Consider the following 20,458-nt stretch of genomic DNA (forward strand, 5'->3'; position numbering starts at 1 on the left):
TTGACAACGCAACTGAGGCTCGTATAGGAAGTGCTCAGTCAGGTGTCCGACCTCCGAAGTCTCGGCCGGCGGAACACAGGCCGACTTGTCCTCTCCCGAAGGAGCACAGATGCGCAGTTCGCCGGTCCGCCGGTTCTCGAGTCTCACGCTCGCCCCGCTGGCGCTCGCGATCACCTTCGTCGCCGCAGGATGCGGCAGCGACTCAGACAGCTCGACGTCGGCCACATCCGACGCGTCGACCGCGGCGGCGTCGACGACCGCCGCCGCTTCCACCACGGCCAGCGGCACCAAGGACGTCAGCGGCAAGAAGATCGCCTACGTCGAAATCTTCCTGCAGGCGCCGGTCGAGAAGCGCATGAACGACGTCTTCAACATGGCCGCCGACAAGCTGGGCTGGGACGTCACCACGACCGACGCCAAGGGCGACGGTCAGACGGTCAGCCAGCAGATGACCGCGGCGATCAACAACAACGTCGACGCGATCGTCACCACGGCCGAGCCGGCCCTCATCAAGGCGCCGCTCGAGGCGGCCAAGAAGAAGGGCATCCCCGTCATCAACATGGGCGGCGAGAACACCCACGGTCTGGACGACCTGATGTCGGGCGTCTACAACGAGGACGACACCAAGCTCAGCGACGTGCTGGGCGAGAAGGTCTGCGCCGACCAGAAGCCGGGCTCGAAGGTCGCGATCCTGCGCTTCGACCTGTTCTACAGCGGCAAGATCCGCGGCGACGTGATGAAGAAGGCCGCCGAGGACTGCGGCCTGGACGTGGTCGCTGAGCCGGCCACCGAGCAGACCTTCGCCGACGCCGAGCAGAAGACGGCGGCGATCATGTCCCAGAACCCGGACCTCGCGGCGATCATCCCGGTCTACGACACGTTCACCGCCGGTGCGGTGCAGGCGATCAAGTCGGCCGGCAAGTCCGATCAGACCGACGTCTACTCGTTCTACGCCGACTCGGTCAACAACCCGCTGATGCGGGCCAACAAGAACATCGTCGCGCTGACCGACACGACGCACGCCTACGGCGCCACGTACGCCGCCGACCGCCTGGCGGCGAACTTCGCCACCGGCGAGGCGATCCCCAAGACGCCGCCGGCCGATCTCATCACCTACGAGATCATCACGCAGGACAACATCCCGCCGGAGGGCCAGGACGGACCTCTGCCGTTGGAGGAGTACGTCAACAAGTTCCTGCCGCAGTGGCAGCAGGAATACGGCGTCAAGTAGGAGACATCATGGAGCAGACTGCCAGCATCAAGCCGCCGGTCTCCGGCTCCTCGGCCCCGACCCCGGCCCGCAGACGCGGGCCGGGGAAGGTCGGTCGTGAGCGGGTGCTCAAGCAGGCCACCCGCGGCGGCGGCATCCTGCTCTTCCTCGGGATCATCATCCTGTTCGCCGCGTTGCGGCCGGAGACGTTCCCGACGTGGGACAACGCCAAGGCGATCATGAACTCGATGAGCATCCTGCTCATCCTGGGCGCCGGCCTGACCGTCGTCCTGGCCATCGGCGAGTTCGACCTGTCCTTCGCGGCGACCGTCGGGCTCAGCGGCGCGACCGCCGTGCTGACGATGGTCAACAACGACTGGCCGATGGCCCTGTCGATCGTGGCCGCGATCGTCGTGGGCATCGCCGTCGGCCTGTGCAACGGCCTCGCCGTCGCCTACGGAAAGGCGCCGGCCTTCATCATCACCTTGGCCTTCGGCTCGATAGCCACCGGCATCGAGCGGTTGATCAGCGGTGACGAGGTCGTTCCCGGCCTGCCCCAGAACTTCATCGACCTGACGCAGGGCGAGACGCTGGGCGTGCCCCGCGCGGTGCTGATCGCGCTGGTCGTGACGCTCGCCGTCTACGTGCTCATGGAGTTCACGACCTTCGGCCGCCGGCTGCGGGCGATCGGCGCCAACCGGCGCGCCGCCGAGCTGGCCGGCCTCCCGGTCGGCCGCGAGCGCGTGCTCGCCTTCGTGATCGTCGGCGGCCTCTCCGGCCTGGCCGGCGTGGTCCTCATGTCGAAGGCCTCGCAGTACTACCCCGACAGCGGTGCGGGCCTGCTGCTGTCGCCCTACACCGCCGCCTTCCTGGGCGCCGCCGCCGTCGGCCTCGGCCGGTTCGGCGCGCTGTCGACCCTGTTCGGCGTCGCCTTCATCGGCGTGCTGGAGACCGGGCTGACGATGCTCGGCCAGCCCGCCTGGCAGGTGCAGGTGATCGAGGGTGGCGTGCTCGCCATCGCCGTGCTGCTGGCCCGCCAGATCCGATGAGCGGCGAGGTCCTCCTCGCGGCGCACGGGGTCTCCAAGCGCTTCGGCGGCACGCAGGCCGTCCGTGACGCCTCGATCGAGGTGCGCAGCGGCCAGATCCACGGGCTGATCGGGCCCAACGGCGCCGGCAAGAGCACGCTGGTGGGCATCCTCACCGGCCGGCTCAGCCCCGACGAGGGCGTCGTCGTGCTGGGCGGCGAGGAGATCTCGCTGAGCTCGATGCGCGACGGCCTGGGCCGGGGCATCGTGACCGTGCCCCAGGAGCTGGCCGTGCCGGGCGAGCTGTCGGTGGCCCAGACCGTCTGCCTGGGCGCTGAGCCGCGGCGCGCGGGCTTCGTCAACCGCGGCGCCGAGAAGCGCGCCGCGCAGGCGGCGGTCGACCGCCTCGGGCTGGACATCTCGGTCAGCCGCGCGGTGGGCGAGCTGCTGCCCTCCCAGCAGAAGGCGATCATGGTCGCCCAGGCGCTGCACCGCGAGGCGCGCCTGCTACTGCTCGACGAGCCCACCGCGGGCATGTCGCCCGACCACGCCGAGCCGCTGCTGGAGGTCGTCGAGCGTCTGCGCGACCACGACCTCGGCGTGCTCTACATCTCCCACCGCCTGATCGAGGTCGTGCGACTGTGCCCGGTGGTGACGGTCATGCGCGACGGCGCGGTCGTGGAGGTCATGCGCGACGCCGCGATCACCCGCCCCGCGCTGGCCGCCCAGCTGACCAAGGGCGAGCGCGAGCCCGACGCCGAGAAGGCGCGCCCGACCGTGCGCGAGCCGAGCATGGGCGAAGAGGCCGCGGTCGTGCTCGAGGGCGTCTGCGGCGAGCGCGTGCAGGACGTCAACCTGGTGGCCCGGCCCGGCGAGATCGTCGGCCTGGCCGGTTTGCCCGGCTCCGGCGTGGAAGACGTCTTCGGCGCGATCTCCGGCGCCCAGCCGGCGAGCAGCGGCAGCGTGCGCGTGGGCGACGTGACCGTGCGCTCGGCCCGGTCGGCCGTGCGCGCCGGCGTCGGGTACCTGCCGCCCGCCCGCCGCGACGCGGTGCTCAGCGACGACAGCGTCGCGCGCAACATGGTCATCTCCAGCTTCGACGACGTCGGCAGCGGCGGCATGATCAGCCGCCGCCGCGAGCTGGCCGCCGCGACCCCGATCGCCACCGAGCTGGCCGTCGACCAGCACCTGCGCAAGCCGATCAGCGCCCTGTCGGGCGGCAACCAGCAGCGGGTCCTGTTCGGCCGGCTGATGCTCAGCGGCAGCCGGGTGCTCGTGTTCGAGGACCCGACGGTGGGCGTCGACGTCGGCGCCCGCCAGGGCCTGCACGACCTGCTGGCCCGGTTCGCCTCCGAGGGGCGCACCTGCATCATCGGCTCCGGCGAGCCCGAGGAGCTGTCGCTGCTGTGCGACCGCGTCTTCGTGTTCCGCAGCGGCGCGCTGGTGGCCGAGCTGACCGGCGAAGACGTGACCGAGCACGCGATCGTCGGCGAGATGACCGGCGCGCGCGATCCCCAGGAGGTGCTTTGAGCATGACCAGCACGCTGTTCGTCGCGTCGTTCGACGTCGATGCCGCCCGCGAGCCGGAGTTCGAGCGCTGGTACAGCGAGGTGCACGTGCCCGAGGCGCTGGCGCTGCCCGGCTACCGCGGGGTGCGTCGCTACCGCAACGCCGGGCCGTTCCCCAACGCCGACACCGGCGCCAAGTACCTCAACGTGTACGAGCTGGAGAGCGTCGAGGCGTTCGCCGCCGGCTGGGCCACGCCGCAGCGCGAGGCCTGCAGCGCGGACTTCAACCGCTGGGTCCCCGTCCTGTCCAACGCCAACGTGGGCGTGTACGTCGATGACTGAGCTGACCTTTCACCCGTTCAACTCCGCCCACTTCTGGCTGGACCAGTCGATCATCACCAACGGCGTCGGCTGTGGCACGCGCATCAAGGTCACCACGACCTGGAGCGTCATCCGCCACCCCGAGGGGATCGTCGTGGTCGACACCGGCCTGAACGCCGGCGTGATCACCGCCGCGGCGGAGGCCTGGGGGACCGGCGAGGACCGCCTCGGCGTGCCGGAGTTCCCGCCGGAGCGCCAGCTGACCAAGCAGCTGGAGAGCATCGGCATCGCGCCCTCCGACGTGCGCTACGTCGTCATGACCCACCTGCACGGCGACCACGGCGGGGCCAACGCCGAGCTGCCCGACGCGACGTTCGTCGTCCAGCGCGTCGAGCACGACTACGCCCGCTCGCCCGACATCCCGTCGATGGTCCGCGAGTACCCGCTCGACCAGCTGATGCTCGACGACCTGCGCTACCAGCTGCTGGACGGCGACCACGACCTGTACGGCGACGGCACGATCCAGCTGCTGCAGACGCCCGGCCACACGCCCGGCCACCAGTCGCTGCTCGTGCGCCTGCCCGAGACCGGGCCGCTGATCATCACCGGCGACGCCTGCCAGTCGGACTCCACGCGCGACGAGATGGTGCTGCCCAGCATCATCTGGTTCCCGTCGGCGTTCGTGCGCAGCCGCCGTCGCCTGCTTGCCCTCGGCGAGGCCGAGAACGCCCGCTGGTTTCACACGCATGACCCAGAGACCTTCGGGGAGCTGGGCTGGAAGGAAGGAGGGTCGTACGCATGATGCGCGTCACCGACCTGCTCGATGTCTCCGCTCGCCGCTACCCCGACCGCCCCGCGGTCAGCGACGAGACCCGCAGCCTGACCTACGCCGAGTACCGCGACCGCTCGATCCGGGTGGCCAACGCGATCCTCGACGACGGGGTGCGCAGCGGTGAGCGCGTCGGTGTGCTGCTGGCCAACTCGGTCGACTACGCCGAGGTGATCTTCGGGTTGGCCCGCGCCGGCGTGGTCGCCACGCACCTGTCGTTCCGCTCCTCGGCCGCCGAGATCGCCAACCTGCTGGTCGACTCGGGCTCGCGCACGCTGATCTACGACGCCGAGTACGCGACCACGGTCCGCGAGATCCTCGAGCTCGGCGACTGGGTGGCGGAGATCGCGCTGATCTGCGTCGGCGACGACGCGCCCGCCGACACGCGTCCCTACCTGGACTGGAGCGCCGCCGGCTCACCGACCCCGCCGCCGCCGTCCGACGAGCCGGTGTTCTACCTGGGCTACACGTCGGGCACCACCGGGCGCCCCAAGGGCGCGCGCATCACGCAGGCCTCGCGCGTGCTGACCGCGATCACCGCCTGCGCCGAGTACGGCCTGGGCCCCGACGACGTCACGCTGACCTTCACGCCGATGCACCACGGCGGGCCGCTCGTGTTCGTGCTGGCCCCGGTCGTCGTCGGCGGGCGCATGGTGATCATGCGCCGCTTCCACCACGACGTCGCGTGGGAGACGATCGAGCGCGAGGGCATCACCAACGCGTTCGTCGTGCCCACGATCCTTGGCCGCATGGCCGAGACGCGCGACGGGGTCGCCGCCGCGCCCCCGTCGCTGCGCGTCCTTGTCTCCAACGCCGCGCCGCTGCCGACGCCGACCAAGGAGGCGATCCTGCGCGTCGCGCCGGGTCTCCAGTTGCACGAGTTCTACGGCTCGACCGAGGCGGGCATCGTCACCAACCTGCGCCCGCCCGACCAGCTGCGCAAGGTGCGCTGCGCCGGCCAGCCGCTGCTGCTGACCGAGGTGGAGGTGCGCGACAAGGAGGGCAGCCCGCTGCCCGCCGGCGAGGTGGGCGAGCTGTTCTCGCGCTCGCCGTACCTGTTCGACGGCTACCACAACCGGCCCGACGCGACCGCTGAGGCGTTGGTCGACGGCTGGGTCAGCGCGGGCGACCTCGCGCGCGTGGACGAGGACGGCTACGTCTACATCGTCGACCGCAAGAAGGACATGATCATCTCGGGCGGGGTCAACATCTACCCGCAGGAGATCGAGGACGCGCTGCTGGCGCATCCGGCGATCGCCGAGACCGCGGTGCTGGGCATCCCGGACCCCGACTGGGGCGAGCGCATCAAGGCCTACCTGGTGCTGGCCGATCCCGGCGCCGACGGCGGGGCCGTCGTCGCCGAGGCGACGGCGCACCTGGCCGCCTACAAGCGCCCGCGCGACGTCGAGGTGACCGATGCGCTGCCCCGCAACAGCACCGGCAAGCTGCTCAAGCGCGTCCTGCGTGACCGGGAGTGGGCCGGTCACGAGGCGCAGATCTAGGAGACGACGATGGCCGCGAAGTGGGTGGTCACCTGGACCCTGCCCGAGGGCATGGACATGGCCAAGTACGACGACTGGTACTGGAACCATCACGTGCCCCTGGCCAAGCAGCTGCCCGGGATGCGCCGGTACACCACGACGCTCGTGCAGCAGGTCGTGCTGGGGGCGCCGATGTTCCGGATGGCCGAGCAGTACTTCGACGACGTCGAGGCGCTCGAGGCGGCGGTCAACTCGCCTGCCGGCCAGGAGCTGGCCGCGGAGTCCGGTCCCTGGGTCGGCGAGCTCAACCTGTACGTGACGATCGAGGAAGAACAGGAGCTCGCGCTTGACTGACGCCCTGCACGGCCTGCGCGTCCTGGACTTCACCCAGGCCTGGGCCGGGCCGATGTGCACGCAGATGCTCGGCGACTTCGGCGCCGACGTCGTCAAGGTCGAGTCCGACACGCGCCCCGACGTGTCGCGCACGATGGGCCCGTACCCCGACGGGACCGACCTCGACGCGTCCGGCTACTTCATCGAGCTCAACCGCAACAAGCGCTCGATCTCGCTGAACCTGCGCGAGCCCGGCCACGTCGCCCGCGCGCTCGAGCTGGCCGCCGGGGCCGACGTCGTCGTGGAGAACTTCGCGCCCGGCGTGCTGGACCGCCTCGGGCTGTCCTACGACGTGATCCGGGCCCGCAACCCCGACGTGGTGATGCTCTCGATCTCCGGCTTCGGCGCCACCGGGCCCGACCGCGCGGCCGTCGCCTTCGGCCAGCAGATCGAGGCCGAGAGCGGGCTCATGTCCCTGACCGGCTACGGCGACGGCGTGCCGATGAAGCCGGGCGTCTCCTATCCCGACTCGGTTGCGGGCCTGGCCGGCGTGGGCGCGGTGATGGCCGCGCTGCTGCATCGCGAGCGCACCGGCGAAGGCCAGTGGATCGACCTGTCGATGCTGGAGATCACCGCCACCCTGCTGGTCGAGCCGCTGATGGCCTACGCGCGCACCGGCGTCTCGCCCGGGGCGCTGGGCAACGCCAGCGCGCTGTGGTCGCCCCACGGCATCTACCCCTGCGCGGGAGCCGATCGCTGGGTGGCGATCGAGTGCCACGACGAGGCCGAGTGGCTGGCGCTGGCGCAGGTCAGCGGCCGGGGCTGGGCGCAGGACGCCCGCTTCGCCACGCTGGCCGACCGGCTGGCCCGCCGCAGCGATCTGGACGGCGAGATCGCCGACTGGACCAGCACCCAGGAGCGCGACGCGCTGGCCGAACGCCTCCAGGCCGCCGGCGTGCCCGCCTGCGGGGTGCTGGACACCGTCGACGTGCTGGCCGACGCGCAGCTGGCCGCGCGCGGCTGGTGGCGCACGCTGCCCCAGCCGATCGTCGGCGAGCTGACGGTGCAGGGTCCGGTGGCCCGGCTGTCGGCCACGCCGGCCACCGTCCGCCGCCCCGCGCCCCTGATCGGCGAGCACAGCGACGAGGTCTTCGCGGAGCTGACCCATGCCTGACGGACCGCTGGCCGGCCTGCGGGTCGTCGAGCTCGCGTCGATGGCCTCGGGCCCGCTGTGCGCCCGCCTGCTGGGCGACTACGGCGCCGACGTGGTCAAGGTCGAGCCGCCCGCGGGCGATCCGCTGCGCGAGCTGGACCCCGACTGGTTCGCCGGCCTGAACACGAACAAGCGCTCCGTCGTGGCCGACGACGCCCAGCTGGCGGGCCTGCTGGAACAGGCCGACGTGCTGGTCTGCGACCTCGGTCCCGACGCGCTGGCGGCGCTGCCCGCCGGCCGCCCGCAGCTGGTGGCCACGACGATCACGCCCTTCGGCCACACGGGCCCGCGGGCCGGCTGGCGCGGCGGCGACCTGATCGCCGCGGCCGCCGGCGGCCTGGCCCACGTGACCGGCCTGCCCGACCGCGCCCCGCTCGTGCCCGGCGGCCACCAGGTGTGGCACCTGGCCGGGCTGAGCGCGTTCTCGGCCACGCTCATCGCGCTCTGGCACGCCCGCCGCACCGGGGAGGGCCAGCACGTCGACGTCTCGCTGCAGGAGGTGGCCACGATCCTGCTGGAGTGCGCGGTCACGCCGCTGCAGATGGACGACCACAACCGCGGCCGGATGGGCACGCACCATCCGGCGGTGCACGGGGTCGGCATGCAGCAGCTGGCCGACGGCCACTGGCTGTTCGTCGGGACGCTGCCCCAGGCGCGCATGTGGGAGACGGTCAAGGAGCAGATGGGCCAGCCCGCGTGGGCGCAGGACCCGCGCTGGGACAGCCCGCACCTGCGCCGCGCGCACGCCGACGAGGTCGACGCGCTGGCCGCGCCGACGTTCGCCGCGCTGCGCACCGAGGAGATCTACCCGGCCATGAAGGCCGGCCGGGTGCCCGTCGGGCTCGTGCGCGACATGGCCGACCTGCACGCCGAGGACGGACAGCTGGCCTCGCGCGAGTTCTTCACCGCGCTGCCCGACGGTGACGGTCCCGTGCACCCGGGCCCGCCCTGGCGCATGGCGGCCAGCCCGTGGTCGCTGCGCCGACCCGCGCCGGCGCTGGGCGCCGACGCACCTGACTTCCACGACAAGGAGACCCCATGAGCACCGACGACGCCGTCCACCTGGAGATCGACGACCTCGGCATCGCCACGGTCACCATCGATCGCCCGCCGGTCAACGCCCTGCGCTTCAGCGACGTGGCGAAGATCACCGAGACGTTCCAGCGGATCGCCGACGACGAGGCCGTCCGCGTCGTGATCCTCACCGGGGCGGGCCAGCGCGCGTTCGTGGCCGGCGCCGACGTCAACGAGCTGGCGGCGATGACGCCGGAGACGGCGATCACCAACACCGATCTGATCCAGGCCTGCGTCGACCTCGTCTACGAGCTGCCCCAACCGGTGATCTGCGCGATGAACGGCCCGGCCATCGGCTCGGGCGTCGCGTTCGCCTCGGCCTCCGACATCCGCCTGGCCAGCACGAAGGCCACGCTGCACCTGCCCGAGGTCAACCTCGGCGTGCTCGGCGGGTCCAAGCACCTGGCCCGCATCGCGCCGCAGGGCATCACGCGCCTGATGATGTACACGGGCTGGCCGATGAACGCCCAGGAGGCCTACCGCCTCGGCGTCGTCGAGTCGATCCACGAGCCCGACGAGCTGATGCCCGCGGCGCGCAGGATCGCCGAGGAGATCGCCTCCAAGCTGCCGATCGCCGTGCGCATGGCCAAGGACGGGCTCAACCGCACGGAGATGATGGAGCTCAAGGAGGGCTACGCCTACGAGTGCGGGCTGACCGCCGAGCTGCGCAAGGACCCGGACTCCGCCGCGGCGGGCCAGGCGTTCTTCGCCAAGGGCCGCTGACATGGAGGTCCTCGACGTCGGCTGGGATCACTTCAAGGGCTACACGTTCGCGCCGGCCGTGCGCGCGGGCGACCACCTGTACCTGTCGGGCATGACCGCGTCCACCGACGACGGCCAGATCGCCTGCCCGGGCGACATCGTCGGCCAGACGCGGTACATCTTCGAGAAGGCCAAGCACGTGCTGGAGGTGGCGGGCGGGTCGATGGCCGACGTGGTCATGACGCGCGACTTCTTCACCACCACCGAGGGCTACAACGGGACCGCGAAGGTCCGCCGCGAGTTCTTCGGCGACGTGTTCCCGGCCGCCACCGGCGTGCAGGTCGCGGGCCTGCTGCGCCCCGGGGCGCTGATCGAGATCGAGTTCGTCGCGGTGCTGGCGTCGTGACGCAGCAGCGCTTCTACGAGGACTTCGTCGTGGGCGAGACGTGGGAGTCCCCGTCGCGGACCCTCAACGACGCCCACTTCTTCGCCTTCGCCGGGCTGACGGGCGACAACCACCCGATCCACTACGACGATCACTACGCGGCCCAGCACCCGTTCGGCAAGCGCGTCACGCACGGGCTGCTGCTGGCCTCGATGACCGCGCTGGGCGGCTCGGCGATCTCGATCGAGCTGGACGACTCGATGCTCGCGTTCGTCGAGCAGCGCACCACGTTCCAGCGTGCGGCGCTGATCGGTGACACGATCACCCCGCGCTTCGAGGTCACGTCGATCGAGCCCAAGCGCGGGGAGAAGGCGATCGTGCGCATCCGCGTGACGGTGATCAACAGCGATGGTGAGCGGCTGCTGGACGGCGAGCACGTCTACCTGATCAAGGGGCGCGGCTGGCGGGCGCCCGCATGAGCGCTGGCGCAGCGGTCATCGTCGACGCGGCACGCTCGCCGATCGGGCGCGCCTACAAGGGCTCGCTGACCACGATCCGCGCCGACGACCTGGTCGGCGGCGTCGTGCGTGCGGTGCTGGACCGCCACCCGGCGGTCGAGGCGGCGGGCATCGACGAGCTGATCTGCGGGTGCGCGTACCCGTGGGGCGAGCAGGGCTACAACGTCGCCCGTCAGGTCGTCTTCCTCAGCGGGCTGGCCGACACGACGCCCGCCTACACCGTGGCGCGCGCCTGCGCGTCGTCGCTGCAGGCGCTGCGCAGCGCCGACCACGCGGTCCGCGCGGGGGAGGGTGACGCGTACGTGGTGGCCGGTGTGGAGTCGGTCAGCCGGGTCGGCCGCGGCCTGGACCTGGCGCCGCTGAACCCGCGCCTGGACACCGGCCAGAGCGCCGACGTGATCGCCGACGCGTTCATGCCCATGCTCCAGACCGCCGAGATCGTGGCCGAGCGCTACGGCATCTCGCGGGCGGAGATGGACGCCTACAGCCAGCGCAGCCAGGAGCGCGCGGTCGCCGCGCAGGCCGACGGCAGCTTCGCGGCCGAGATCGTGCCCGTGACCACGCCCGAGGGCGTCACGGTCGCCGTCGACGACGGGCCCCGCGCGTCCTCGACGCTGGAGGGGCTGGCCCAGCTCAAGCCGGTGGTCGACGAGGCCGGCTCGGTCACCGCCGGCAACTCCTCGCCGTTGAACGATGGCGCCGCCGCGCTGCTGGTGGTCTCCGAACGGCGCGCTGAGCAGCTCGGGCTGCAGCCGCGCGCCCGGATCGTCGCCTCGGCGGTGTCGGCGCTCGATCCGACCCTGATGGGGATGGGCCCGGTCGAGGCGGTCCGCCGCGCGCTGACCCGGGCGGGCCTGACGCTGGACGACCTCGACGCGATCGAGCTCAACGAGGCGTTCGCCGCCCAGGTGATCCCGGTGATGCGCGAGCTGGGCAGCGACGCCGACGACCCGCGGCTGAACCCGCGGGGCGGGGCGATCGCGCTCGGGCATCCGTTCGGCATGACCGGCGCGCGGATCATGACCACCTTGCTCAACGACCTCGACATCGCCGGCGGCCGCTACGGCCTGGAGACGATGTGCGTGGGCGGCGGGCAGGGCCAGGCGATGATCGTCGAGCGCCTGGCGTGACGGACGGCATCGGCGTCGTCCTCCCGACGCGCTACCCGCAGCCTCTGCCCGAGTACCTGCGCTTGGCCCGGCGGGCCGACGAGCTCGGGCTGGGGACCGCCTGGTTCACCGAGATCGCGGGGGCCGACGCGATCGGCCTGGCCTGCGCCGCGGCGCCGGTGACCGAGCGCATCCGGCTGGGCACGGGCGTGATCCCGGTGGCCACGCGCACGCCGCCGCTGATGGCCATGGGCGCGGCGACGCTGCAGGGCCTGTCCGGTGGCCGGGCGGTGCTGGGCCTGGGCGCCTCCACGCCGGCGATCGTCGCCGGCTGGCACGGCCAGGACGCCAACCGGCTGCTCGACCAGCTGGAGGAGACCATCCGCGCGACCCGGGCGGCGTGGGCGGGCCAGCCCTTCGACGGGCGCTGGGTGCGCTCGCACGGGTTCCACCACACGGTCACCGGCGTGCCGGCGCCGCCGATCTACGTCGCCGCGCTGGGGCCGAAGGCCGTCGAGCTGGGCGCCCGCTGCGCGGACGGCATCATCCTGACGCTCTCCTCGCGCAAGCACCTGGCCGGCATCGCGCAGCGCAAGGGCCGCGCCAAGCTCGTCGCCTACGTGCGCATCGCGATCGACCGCGACCGGGAGGCCGCGTGGGGGTGGATGCGCCGCGAGCTGGCCTGGTACGGGTCGTCGAAGGCCTACCGCGCGCACTTCCGCCGTCAGGGCTTCGGGGCGGAGATGGACGCTGTCGCCGCCGCATGGGAGCGCCGCGACCAGGACGCCGCGGTCGCGGCGATCAGCGACGAGATGTGCGCGCGCCTGTCGATCGTCAACGACGCGGCGACCGCGAAGGCGCAGATCACCGCGCTGCGGGGCGACGGCATCGACGAGGTCGCCTGCTACTTCATCGACGCCGAGCGCGAGGGGGTCGACGGGATGATCGACCAGCTCGAGCGCCTGGCCGGAGCCTGAGCGCCGGTGGGTCCGGCCTCAGGCCGCGGTGTCGTCGGCGCGCCGCCGGGCGTGACGCCAGACGCGCTCGTACTGGGGGCGCAGGAAGGCCAGGTGCTCGCGCATCTCGCGCTCGGCCCGGTCGGCGTCGCCCTCGCGCACGGCGGCCTCGATGCGCTGATGGTCGCGGTGGACCTGCTCGTGGAAGGCGGGCCCGAGCGCGGTGCGCTGCAGGGCGGTCTGGAGCACGGTGAAGATCGGCTGGGCGGCGACGTAGAGCAGCGTGTTCCCGGAGGCCTCGACGAGGATCGAGTGGAACTCCTTGTTGAACCCGAACTGCTCGCTGTGGGTCAGGCCGAGCTTGCCCTCCGGCGTGGCCAGGTCCAGCCGGTGCAGGATGTCGACGTCGCCGCGGCTGGCGGCCAGGCGGGCGGCCGGGACCTCGAGCAGCTCGCGCAGCTCGAGGAACTCGTCCAGCGAGACCTCCTGCTGCGCGGTCAGCAGGTTGATGTTGGCGTGCAGGAACTGCGAGATGTGGTCGACGCTGGGCACGGTCACGAAGCTGCCGCCGCCGGTGCCCTTGGACGTCTCGATCAGCCGCTCGGCCGCCAGCAGGCGCAGCGCCTCGCGCACCGTCGCGCGGCTGACGCCGAACTCGTGCGCGAGGTTGACCTCGGTGGGCAGGCGCATGCCGGGCTTCAGCTCGCCGCCGAGGATCAGCTCCCGCAGCTGGTCGGCGACCTGCTCGTAGGCCTTGCGCACGCGCTGGACCGACACGGGGCTCTTGGTCTGTGGGGTCGCGGCCACAGCGCCACCCTATCTGTCCTTCGCGACGGACGGGAACAACGTCTACCGATCGGAGGCACACGTCGATGACGACGTCAGACATTCCGCCCGCCACGCCGCATCGCGGGTATGCGATGACGCCGACCGGACAGGTGCACTATCGGCGCGCCGGCGGCGGCCGCGGGCTGCTCCTGCTGCACCAGTCGCCGTCCAGCCACGCCATGTGGGATCCGGTGCTGCCGGGCCTTGCCGCGCGGGGCTACGACGTGATCGCACTCGACCTGCCCGGCCACGGCACGTCGGACCCGTGGCCGTCCGGTGCGCCGACCGTGTCCGATTACGCCGCGGTCGTGGCCGCGACCGCTCAGGCACTTGGAGTGGCGCAATACGACTTGGTCGGACATCACGCCGGCGTGGCCGTCGCCGCCGCCCTGGCCGCGGCGCACCCCGACCGGGTCGGGCGCATCGTCGGGTGGGGGGTCCCGCTGATGGACGAGGCCGCCGCGCAGGCGATGGCCACCGAGGCGCCGCCCGCCTACGACCGCTCGGCGGGTGAGGTGATCGCGCGCTGGAAGTGGTTCTGGGATCGCGCCGACGGCGCCCCGCTGCCCGACGTGGTCGTGCGCTCGATCACCGAGGTGCTGCAGACCGGTGAGCGGCGGGCCGAGGCGCACCACGCGCTGGGCCGGGCGGACATCACGGCGCTGCTGGAGCAGCTGCCCGTGCCGATGCTGTCGCTGGCCGGGCCGCGCGAGATGCTGCGCGACCAGAGCGAGCAGGCGGCCGAGCTGTCGGACCGGATCACCTACGAGGAGCTGGCCGAGGGCGGGTTCTTCGTCGTCGACGAGCAGCCCGACGCGTTCGTCGCGGCCGTCGATCGGTTCCTGCGTGGCTGACGGCCGCCCGTCAGCCGGCCGGCTGCTCGCGCAGCAGGCGCAACGTCTCGGCCAGGTGCGCGGTGAGCGCGGCGACGGCGTCGGCGGCGCGGCCCTCGGTCACCGCCGCGGCGATCGCGCGGTGCTCGTCGAGGATCTGGCGTGTGCGCGCGTCGCTGCGGGCCATCGCGGCCAGGCCCATGCGGGCCTGGCGGTCGCGCAGCGAGTCGTACAGCGACAGCAGGATCGGGTTGCCGCCGGCGTCGACCAGCAGCCGGTGGAACTCCCGGTCGGCCTCGACGAAGCCGGCCGGGTCGCCGTCGCGCACGCAGCGTTCCTGCGCGGCGATGGCGGCGCTGAGCGCGCCGGACAGGTCGCTGCCGCTCCGGGCCGCGCGGTTGATCGCGAACGTCTCGACCAGCACGCGCGTCTCCATCACGCTGGACACCTCGGTGGCCGACACGGGGACGACCAACGCGCCGCGTTTCGGGTAGAGACGCAGGAGGCCCTCGGCCTCCAGCAGCAGGAAGGCCTCGCGCACCGGCGTGCGGCTGAGACCGAGCTGAGCGGCGACCTCACCCTCGCTGATCAGCTCGCCACCGGCGAGTCGACCTTCGAGGATCCCCTGCTTGGCGTAGGCGTAGGCGGTGGCGGTTGCCGACATGTTGCATCTATATCCAATCCTTGACAGCGCCCGGCGCGTGTGGCACAACAGCATAGATGCAAGTCGCATCTAACACCTCGACGACGCCGCTGCTGGCCGATCTCGCGGCCCTCGGGCTGGGCCGGCGCCTGCTCACGTCCACGGCCGAGATGGCCGTCTACGGCTCCGATGCGCTGACCGCCTTCCACCGCCGGCCGCTGGCCGTCGTGGTGGTCGAGTCCGCCGACGAGGTGGTGCGGGTCGTGCAGGCCTGCCATCGCCACGGCGTCCCGTTCGTGGCCCGGGGCAGCGGCACCTCGCTGTCGGGCGGCTCGCTGCCGCCCGAGGGCGGCGTGCTGATCGCCCTGAACCGGCTCGACCGCGTCCTGCGCATCGACCCCGACGAGCGCATCGCGGTGGTCGAGCCCGGCACGATCAACCTGCGCATCTCCGACACGGCCGCGGCCCACGGCCTGGCCTACGCGCCCGATCCCTCCAGCCAGTCGGTCTGCACGATCGGCGGCAACGTGGCCTTCAACTCCGGCGGCGCGCACTGCCTGCGCCACGGGATGACGGCCAACCACGTGCTGGGGATCCGCGCGGTGCTGCCCGACGGCGAGCTGGTCGAGCTGGGCGGCGACAGCACCGAGCCGGTCGGGCCCGACTGGACCGGCATGTTCTGCGGTTCGGAGGGCCTGCTGGGGATCGCCCTGGAGATCACCGTTCGGCTGGTGCCGGTGGCCGAGTCGGTGCACACGGCGCTGGCCGTCTACGGCAGCCTCGAGGCCGCCGGCGACGCCGTCGCCTCGGTGATCGCCGCGGGCATGCTGCCGGTGGCCATGGAGATCATGGACGCGCTGGCCATCGAGGCCGCCGAGGCGTCGGTCAAGCCGAACTACCCCAAGGGCGCGGCGCTGCTGATCGTCGAGCTGGAGGGCGAGCGCGACGTCGTCGACGCCGACAAGGCGCCGCTGCGCGCGCTGCTGGAGCAGTCGGGCGCCAGCGAGGTCGTGACCACCGAGGACCCCGACGAGCGCGCGCTGATCTGGAAGGGCCGCAAGAGCGCGTTCTCCGCGGTCGGCTGGCTGTCGCCCGACTACATCGTCCAGGACGGCGTCGTGCCCCGCACCCGCCTGGGCGAGGCGCTGGCCGACATCGCGCGCATGTCGGCGCAGACCGGCATCCGCGTGGCCAACGTGTTCCACGCGGGCGACGGCAACCTGCACCCGCTGATCCTGTTCGACGGCAGCCAGGAGGGCGCGCTGGAGCGGGCCGAGGCGCTGGCCGGCGAGATCCTGGCGCTGTGCGTGCGGCTGGGCGGCTCGATCACCGGCGAGCACGGGGTCGGCGTCGAGAAGCTGGCCTACCTGGAGCTGATGTTCGCGCCGGAGGACCTGGCGCTGATGCGCCGCGTGCGCGCGTCCGTGGACCCGGCCGAGCTGGCCAACCGCGGCAAGATGCTGCCGGCGGCGCCCGAGGCCGTGGTCGCGTGAGCGCGGTGGCCGTGGAGACCGCACAGGAGCTGGCCGAGGCCGTCGTGGCCGCGCCCAGCGTGCTGGCCGTCGGCGCCGGCACCAAGCCCGCGCTGAGCAGCCCGCCGCCGGGCACCGTCGCGCTCGACGTGCGCGGCCTGCGCGGCATCGTCGAGTACGACCCGGCCGAGCTGACCCTGACCGCACGCGCCGGCACGCCGCTGGCCGAGCTGGCCGACGCGCTGAGCGCCCACGGCCAGTACCTGCCCTTCGATCCGCCGCTGGTGCGCCGCGGCGCCACGCTCGGCGGGACCGTGGCCGCGGGCCTCTCGGGTCCGGGCGCCTACCACTACGGCGGCGTGCGCGACTGCGTGCTCGGCGTGCAGTTCGTCGACGGCACCGGGCAGCTCGTGCGCGCGGGCGGGCGCGTGGTCAAGAACGCCGCCGGGTTCGACCTGCCCAAGCTGCTGGTCGGCTCGGCCGGCCGACTGGGGATCCTGGCCGAGCTGTCGGTGAAGGTGCTGCCCGCGCCGCAGGCCACCACGACGCTGGCCTTCGAGACCGGCGGGCTGCCCGCGGCGCTGGCGCTGATCGCCCGGCTCGGGCGCGGCCCGATCGAGGCCGACGCGATCGAGCTGGAGCCGCCCGGCCGGGTGATCGTCCGCCTGGGCGGGCGCGCCGCGCCGCTGGCCGCGCGCGCGCAGCGCCTGGCCGAGCTGGTCGGCCTGGCGGCCGAGACGCTCGAGCCGGCGGCGCAGACGGCGTACTGGCAGGGCGTGTCCGAGCTGCTGTGGGTGCCCGAGGGCGCTCGCGTCGTGCGCGTCGGCCTGCGGCCCCGGTCGGTCCCGGCGCTGGCCGTGGCCCTGGACGCCGCCGGCGCCGCCTGGCGCCTGTCCAACGCGGCCAACGTCGCCTGGGTGGCCTGGCCCGATGCGCCCGACGCGCTCGATGCCCTGGACGCCGTGCTGGGGTCGTTGGACCTGGCCGGCATGACCCTGACCGGCGAGCGCAACGCGTCGGTGCTGGGCGCCGTGCGCGGGGGCGCGTTCGCCCAGCGCATCCGCGCCGCGCTCGATCCTGACCACCGCTTCCCCGAGGCATAGAGGCCCGCATGCACAACACGATTCCCACCGACACGCTCGGGCCGCTGGGGCCGAGCATGGCCGGCGCGGTCGGATCCTGCGTGCACTGCGGCTTCTGCCTGCCCACCTGCCCGACCTACGCGACCATGGGCGAGGAGATGGACTCGCCCCGCGGGCGCATCTTCCTGATGAAGGAGGTGCTCGAAGGCACGATGGAGCTCGAGGTCGCGCTGCCCTTCATCGACAACTGCCTCGGCTGCCAGGCCTGCCAGACCGCGTGCCCGTCGGGCGTCGACTACGGCGGGCTGATCACCCCGTTCCGCGGGTGGGCCGAGGCGCGCCGTAAGCGCCCACCGATGCGCCGCGTCGAGCGCGAGATGATCCTGCGCACGCTCCCGTACCCGCGTCGCTTCCGCGCCGCTGCCCGCGCGGGGCGCGTGGCGCGGCCGCTGGCCGGCCGCCTGCCCGAGGCGATGGGGGCGATGCTGCGGCTGCTGCCCGACGACCTGCCCAAGGCCCAGCCGCTGCCCGAGGTGCACCCGGCCGAGGGCGAGCGCCGCGCGCGCGTCGCGCTGCTGTCGGGCTGCGCCCAGCAAGTGCTCGAGCCCGACATCGCCTGGGCCACGCTGCGGGTGCTGGCCCGCAACGGGGTCGAGACGCTGATCCCGCGCGCGCAGCGCTGCTGCGGCTCGCTGGCCGCGCACACGGGCGCGTTCGATCAGGCCCGCGCGACCGCGCGCCACAACCTCGACGCGTTCGACCTCGACGCCGACGCGGTCATCACCACCGCGGCCGGCTGCGGGTCGGGCATGCGCGAGTACGGGATGCTCTTCGCCGGCGAGCCCGAGGAGGCGCGCGCCGAGGCGCTGGCCGCGCGGGTCGTCGACGTGACCGTGTTCCTGGCCGCGCTGGGGCTGCGCGAGGCGCCGCCCGCGCTGGACGGCGAGGTGGCCGTGGCCTACCAGGACGCCTGCCATCTGGCCCACGCCCAAGGCGTGCGCCGCGAGCCGCGCTCGCTGCTGCGGGCGATCCCCAACGTCCGCCTCGTCGAGCCGGCCGAGTGGGAGCTGTGCTGCGGGTCGGCCGGCACCTACAACGTCGAGAAGCCCGACGTCGCCGCTCGCCTGGGTGAGCGCAAGGCCAACAACCTGCTGGCCAGCGGCGCCGACGTCGTCGTCTCGGCCAACATCGGCTGCCTGACCCAGGTGCGCGCGCACCTGGGCGCGCTCGGCCGCCCCCTGCCCGTGCTGCACACGATGCAGTTCCTCGACCGCGCCTACGCCGGAGTGACCACTCGATGACCACCGATACCGCCGCCAATGCCACGCTGGATGATCGGTCGCGTGAGGAGATCCTGACGCCGCAGGCGCTGGCCTTCCTGGAGGAGCTGCACGGCCGGTTCGCGCGCACGCGTGACGGGCTGTTGGATGCGCGGGCGGAGCGGCGGGCGCAGCTTGCGGCGGGTGGGTCGTTGGACTTCCTGGCTGAGACGGCGGAGGTGCGGGCGGGGGACTGGTCGGTGCCGGCCCCACGGGCGGACTATCTGGATCGGCGGGTGGAGATCACGGGGCCGACGGATCGCAAGATGGTGATCAACGCGATGAACTCGGGTGCGCGTGGGTTCATGGCCGATTTCGAGGATGCCAACTCGCCGACGTGGCGCAACCAGGTCGGCGGGCATGTGAACCTGATCGACGTGATCGAGGGGACGATCACCTATGACAGCTCCGATGGCCGGCACTACGCGCTGAACGAGACGGTGGCGACGTTGGTGCCGCGGCCGCGGGGGTGGCATCTGCCCGAGCGGCATCTGTCGTTCGGTGGGCGTGAGGCGGTCGGGTCGCTGGTCGACTTCGGCCTGTTCGCCTTCCACGGCGCGACCCGGCTGCACGGGCAGGGCCGCGGCGCCTATCTGTACCTGCCGAAGATGGAGCACCACCTCGAGGCCAGGTTGTGGAACGACGTGCTGACGTTCGCGGAGGAGGCGCTGAGCATGGCGACCGGCACGTTCCGCGCGACGGTGCTGATCGAGACGTTGCCGGCGGCGTTTCAGATGGACGAGATCCTGTTCGAGCTGCGCGAGCATTCCTACGGGCTGAACGCGGGCCGCTGGGACTACATCTTCTCGGCCATCAAGACGTTCCGCGACCGGCCCGAGTTCGTGTTGCCGGATCGCACGGACATCAAGATGACGGTGCCGTTCATGCGCGCCTACACCGAGTTGCTGGTCAAGACGTGTCATGCGCGAGGGGCGTTCGCGATGGGGGGGATGGCCGCGCTGATCCCGTCGCGCAAGGACGTGGAGGCCAACGATCGGGCGATCGCCGCGGTCAAGGCCGACAAGGACCGCGAGGCCGCCGCCGGGTTCGATGGCACCTGGGTCGCCCATCCGGATGTGGTGGCCACGGCGACGGCCGCGTTTGACGCGGTGTTGGGCGATCGGCCCAACCAGATCGATCGCCGCCGCGACGAGGTCGACGTGTCCGCCGCCGAGCTGCTCGATCTGGCCGCGACGCCGGGGGAGATCACCGAGGCCGGGTTGCGCAACGATCTCAACGTCGGCTTCCAGTACATCTCGTTCTGGCTGGGCGGTCGCGGTGCGGTCGGCCTGAACAACCTGATGGAGGACGCGGCGACCGCGGAGATCAGCCGCGCGCAGGTGTGGCAGTGGATCCGCCACGGCGCCACCCTGACCGACGGGCGCGTGATCACCCGCGAGCTCGCCACCGAGCTGCTGGACGAGGAGATCGCCTCGATCCGCGCCTCCGTCGACGAGCAGACCTGGCAGGCCGGCCGCCCCGACGAGACCCGCGCCCTGTTCGAGCAGGTCGCCCTCAGCGACGACATGCCCGAGTTCCTCACGCTGCCCGCCTACGCGCTGCTGGACTGACGCGCGCGGCGCGCCCGGCGGAACTTCGCCGGGCGCCTCGCGTT

Annotated in this window: 21 protein-coding genes; 19 read left to right on the plus strand and 2 right to left on the minus strand. The window is 72.6% G+C overall.

The window, feature by feature from the left end; translation table 11 throughout:
• Window positions 1-109 precede the first annotated feature (109 nt).
• Genes ACZ5UI_RS03035 through ACZ5UI_RS03100 form a run of 14 tightly spaced genes read left to right on the plus strand, consistent with a single transcriptional unit; the run spans window position 110 to window position 12,687 of the window.
• Complete coding sequence (locus ACZ5UI_RS03035; RefSeq protein ID WP_464194080.1) at window positions 110-1,231, plus strand: sugar ABC transporter substrate-binding protein; 1,122 nt, start codon at window positions 110-112, stop codon at window positions 1,229-1,231.
• Window positions 1,232-1,239: 8 nt separating this feature from the next.
• Window positions 1,240-2,259, plus strand: coding sequence for an ABC transporter permease (locus ACZ5UI_RS03040; protein ID WP_464194082.1), 1,020 nt, complete (start codon window positions 1,240-1,242; stop codon window positions 2,257-2,259).
• The gene (locus tag ACZ5UI_RS03045) at window positions 2,256-3,767 is read left to right on the plus strand and encodes a sugar ABC transporter ATP-binding protein (RefSeq protein ID WP_464194084.1); all 1,512 of its coding nucleotides are present in this window, start codon (window positions 2,256-2,258) and stop codon (window positions 3,765-3,767) included. Before ACZ5UI_RS03040 ends, ACZ5UI_RS03045 begins: the two co-directional genes overlap by 4 nt.
• Before the next feature lie 2 nt (window positions 3,768-3,769).
• Window positions 3,770-4,087 carry an EthD domain-containing protein gene (locus ACZ5UI_RS03050; RefSeq protein ID WP_464194086.1) on the plus strand — a complete coding sequence of 106 codons (318 nt, stop codon included), beginning with the start codon at window positions 3,770-3,772 and terminating at the stop codon, window positions 4,085-4,087.
• Window positions 4,080-4,868: an N-acyl homoserine lactonase family protein gene (locus ACZ5UI_RS03055; RefSeq protein ID WP_464194088.1), complete on the plus strand. Its 789-nt coding sequence runs from the start codon at window positions 4,080-4,082 to the stop codon at window positions 4,866-4,868. The genes ACZ5UI_RS03050 and ACZ5UI_RS03055 overlap by 8 nt, the downstream gene beginning before the upstream one ends.
• Window positions 4,865-6,397: a class I adenylate-forming enzyme family protein gene (locus ACZ5UI_RS03060; protein WP_464194090.1), complete on the plus strand. Its 1,533-nt coding sequence runs from the start codon at window positions 4,865-4,867 to the stop codon at window positions 6,395-6,397. Before ACZ5UI_RS03055 ends, ACZ5UI_RS03060 begins: the two co-directional genes overlap by 4 nt.
• A gap of 9 nt (window positions 6,398-6,406) precedes the next feature.
• Complete coding sequence (locus tag ACZ5UI_RS03065) at window positions 6,407-6,730, plus strand: EthD family reductase (protein ID WP_464194092.1); 324 nt, start codon at window positions 6,407-6,409, stop codon at window positions 6,728-6,730.
• Entirely contained in the window at window positions 6,723-7,883 is a 1,161-nt protein-coding gene (locus ACZ5UI_RS03070) for a CaiB/BaiF CoA transferase family protein (protein ID WP_464194094.1), read from the plus strand. The genes ACZ5UI_RS03065 and ACZ5UI_RS03070 overlap by 8 nt, the downstream gene beginning before the upstream one ends.
• On the plus strand, window positions 7,876-8,964 hold the full coding sequence (locus ACZ5UI_RS03075; RefSeq protein ID WP_464194096.1) for a CaiB/BaiF CoA transferase family protein: 1,089 nt from the start codon (window positions 7,876-7,878) through the stop codon (window positions 8,962-8,964). Before ACZ5UI_RS03070 ends, ACZ5UI_RS03075 begins: the two co-directional genes overlap by 8 nt.
• Window positions 8,961-9,719 (plus strand): enoyl-CoA hydratase-related protein, encoded by a 759-nt coding sequence (locus ACZ5UI_RS03080; RefSeq protein WP_464194098.1) that lies wholly within the window; start codon window positions 8,961-8,963, stop codon window positions 9,717-9,719. The genes ACZ5UI_RS03075 and ACZ5UI_RS03080 overlap by 4 nt, the downstream gene beginning before the upstream one ends.
• 1 nt (window position 9,720) lies before the next feature.
• Window positions 9,721-10,104: a RidA family protein gene (locus tag ACZ5UI_RS03085; protein WP_464194100.1), complete on the plus strand. Its 384-nt coding sequence runs from the start codon at window positions 9,721-9,723 to the stop codon at window positions 10,102-10,104.
• Complete coding sequence (locus ACZ5UI_RS03090) at window positions 10,101-10,562, plus strand: MaoC family dehydratase (RefSeq protein ID WP_464194102.1); 462 nt, start codon at window positions 10,101-10,103, stop codon at window positions 10,560-10,562. The genes ACZ5UI_RS03085 and ACZ5UI_RS03090 overlap by 4 nt, the downstream gene beginning before the upstream one ends.
• Window positions 10,559-11,731, plus strand: coding sequence for an acetyl-CoA C-acyltransferase (locus ACZ5UI_RS03095; protein WP_464194104.1), 1,173 nt, complete (start codon window positions 10,559-10,561; stop codon window positions 11,729-11,731). Before ACZ5UI_RS03090 ends, ACZ5UI_RS03095 begins: the two co-directional genes overlap by 4 nt.
• Window positions 11,728-12,687, plus strand: a complete 960-nt coding sequence (locus tag ACZ5UI_RS03100) for an LLM class flavin-dependent oxidoreductase (protein ID WP_464194106.1) — start codon at window positions 11,728-11,730, stop codon at window positions 12,685-12,687. The genes ACZ5UI_RS03095 and ACZ5UI_RS03100 overlap by 4 nt, the downstream gene beginning before the upstream one ends.
• A gap of 18 nt (window positions 12,688-12,705) precedes the next feature.
• Here the strand turns inward: ACZ5UI_RS03100 and ACZ5UI_RS03105 are convergent, their stop codons facing one another.
• Window positions 12,706-13,473, minus strand: coding sequence for a FadR/GntR family transcriptional regulator (locus ACZ5UI_RS03105; RefSeq protein ID WP_464194108.1), 768 nt, complete (start codon window positions 13,471-13,473; stop codon window positions 12,706-12,708).
• A 113-nt stretch (window positions 13,474-13,586) separates the two neighbouring features.
• Here ACZ5UI_RS03105 and ACZ5UI_RS03110 point away from each other — a divergent pair, with 113 nt between their 5' ends.
• Window positions 13,587-14,348 carry an alpha/beta fold hydrolase gene (locus ACZ5UI_RS03110; RefSeq protein WP_464194110.1) on the plus strand — a complete coding sequence of 254 codons (762 nt, stop codon included), beginning with the start codon at window positions 13,587-13,589 and terminating at the stop codon, window positions 14,346-14,348.
• Window positions 14,349-14,358: 10 nt separating this feature from the next.
• Here the strand turns inward: ACZ5UI_RS03110 and ACZ5UI_RS03115 are convergent, their stop codons facing one another.
• Window positions 14,359-14,991 (minus strand): GntR family transcriptional regulator, encoded by a 633-nt coding sequence (locus tag ACZ5UI_RS03115; protein ID WP_464194112.1) that lies wholly within the window; start codon window positions 14,989-14,991, stop codon window positions 14,359-14,361.
• Between the two features lie 56 nt (window positions 14,992-15,047).
• Between ACZ5UI_RS03115 and ACZ5UI_RS03120 the strand changes: the two genes are divergently transcribed.
• Genes ACZ5UI_RS03120 through aceB form a run of 4 tightly spaced genes read left to right on the plus strand, consistent with a single transcriptional unit; the run spans window position 15,048 to window position 20,414 of the window.
• On the plus strand, window positions 15,048-16,463 hold the full coding sequence (locus ACZ5UI_RS03120; protein ID WP_464194114.1) for an FAD-binding oxidoreductase: 1,416 nt from the start codon (window positions 15,048-15,050) through the stop codon (window positions 16,461-16,463).
• Window positions 16,460-17,545, plus strand: coding sequence for an FAD-binding protein (locus ACZ5UI_RS03125; protein WP_464194116.1), 1,086 nt, complete (start codon window positions 16,460-16,462; stop codon window positions 17,543-17,545). Before ACZ5UI_RS03120 ends, ACZ5UI_RS03125 begins: the two co-directional genes overlap by 4 nt.
• Before the next feature lie 8 nt (window positions 17,546-17,553).
• Window positions 17,554-18,825 carry a (Fe-S)-binding protein gene (locus ACZ5UI_RS03130; RefSeq protein ID WP_464194118.1) on the plus strand — a complete coding sequence of 424 codons (1,272 nt, stop codon included), beginning with the start codon at window positions 17,554-17,556 and terminating at the stop codon, window positions 18,823-18,825.
• Entirely contained in the window at window positions 18,822-20,414 is a 1,593-nt protein-coding gene (gene aceB, locus ACZ5UI_RS03135; RefSeq protein WP_464194120.1) for a malate synthase A, read from the plus strand. Before ACZ5UI_RS03130 ends, aceB begins: the two co-directional genes overlap by 4 nt.
• Window positions 20,415-20,458: the final 44 nt, after the last annotated feature.

The sequence above is a fragment of the Conexibacter sp. JCM 18997 genome (assembly GCF_055391915.1).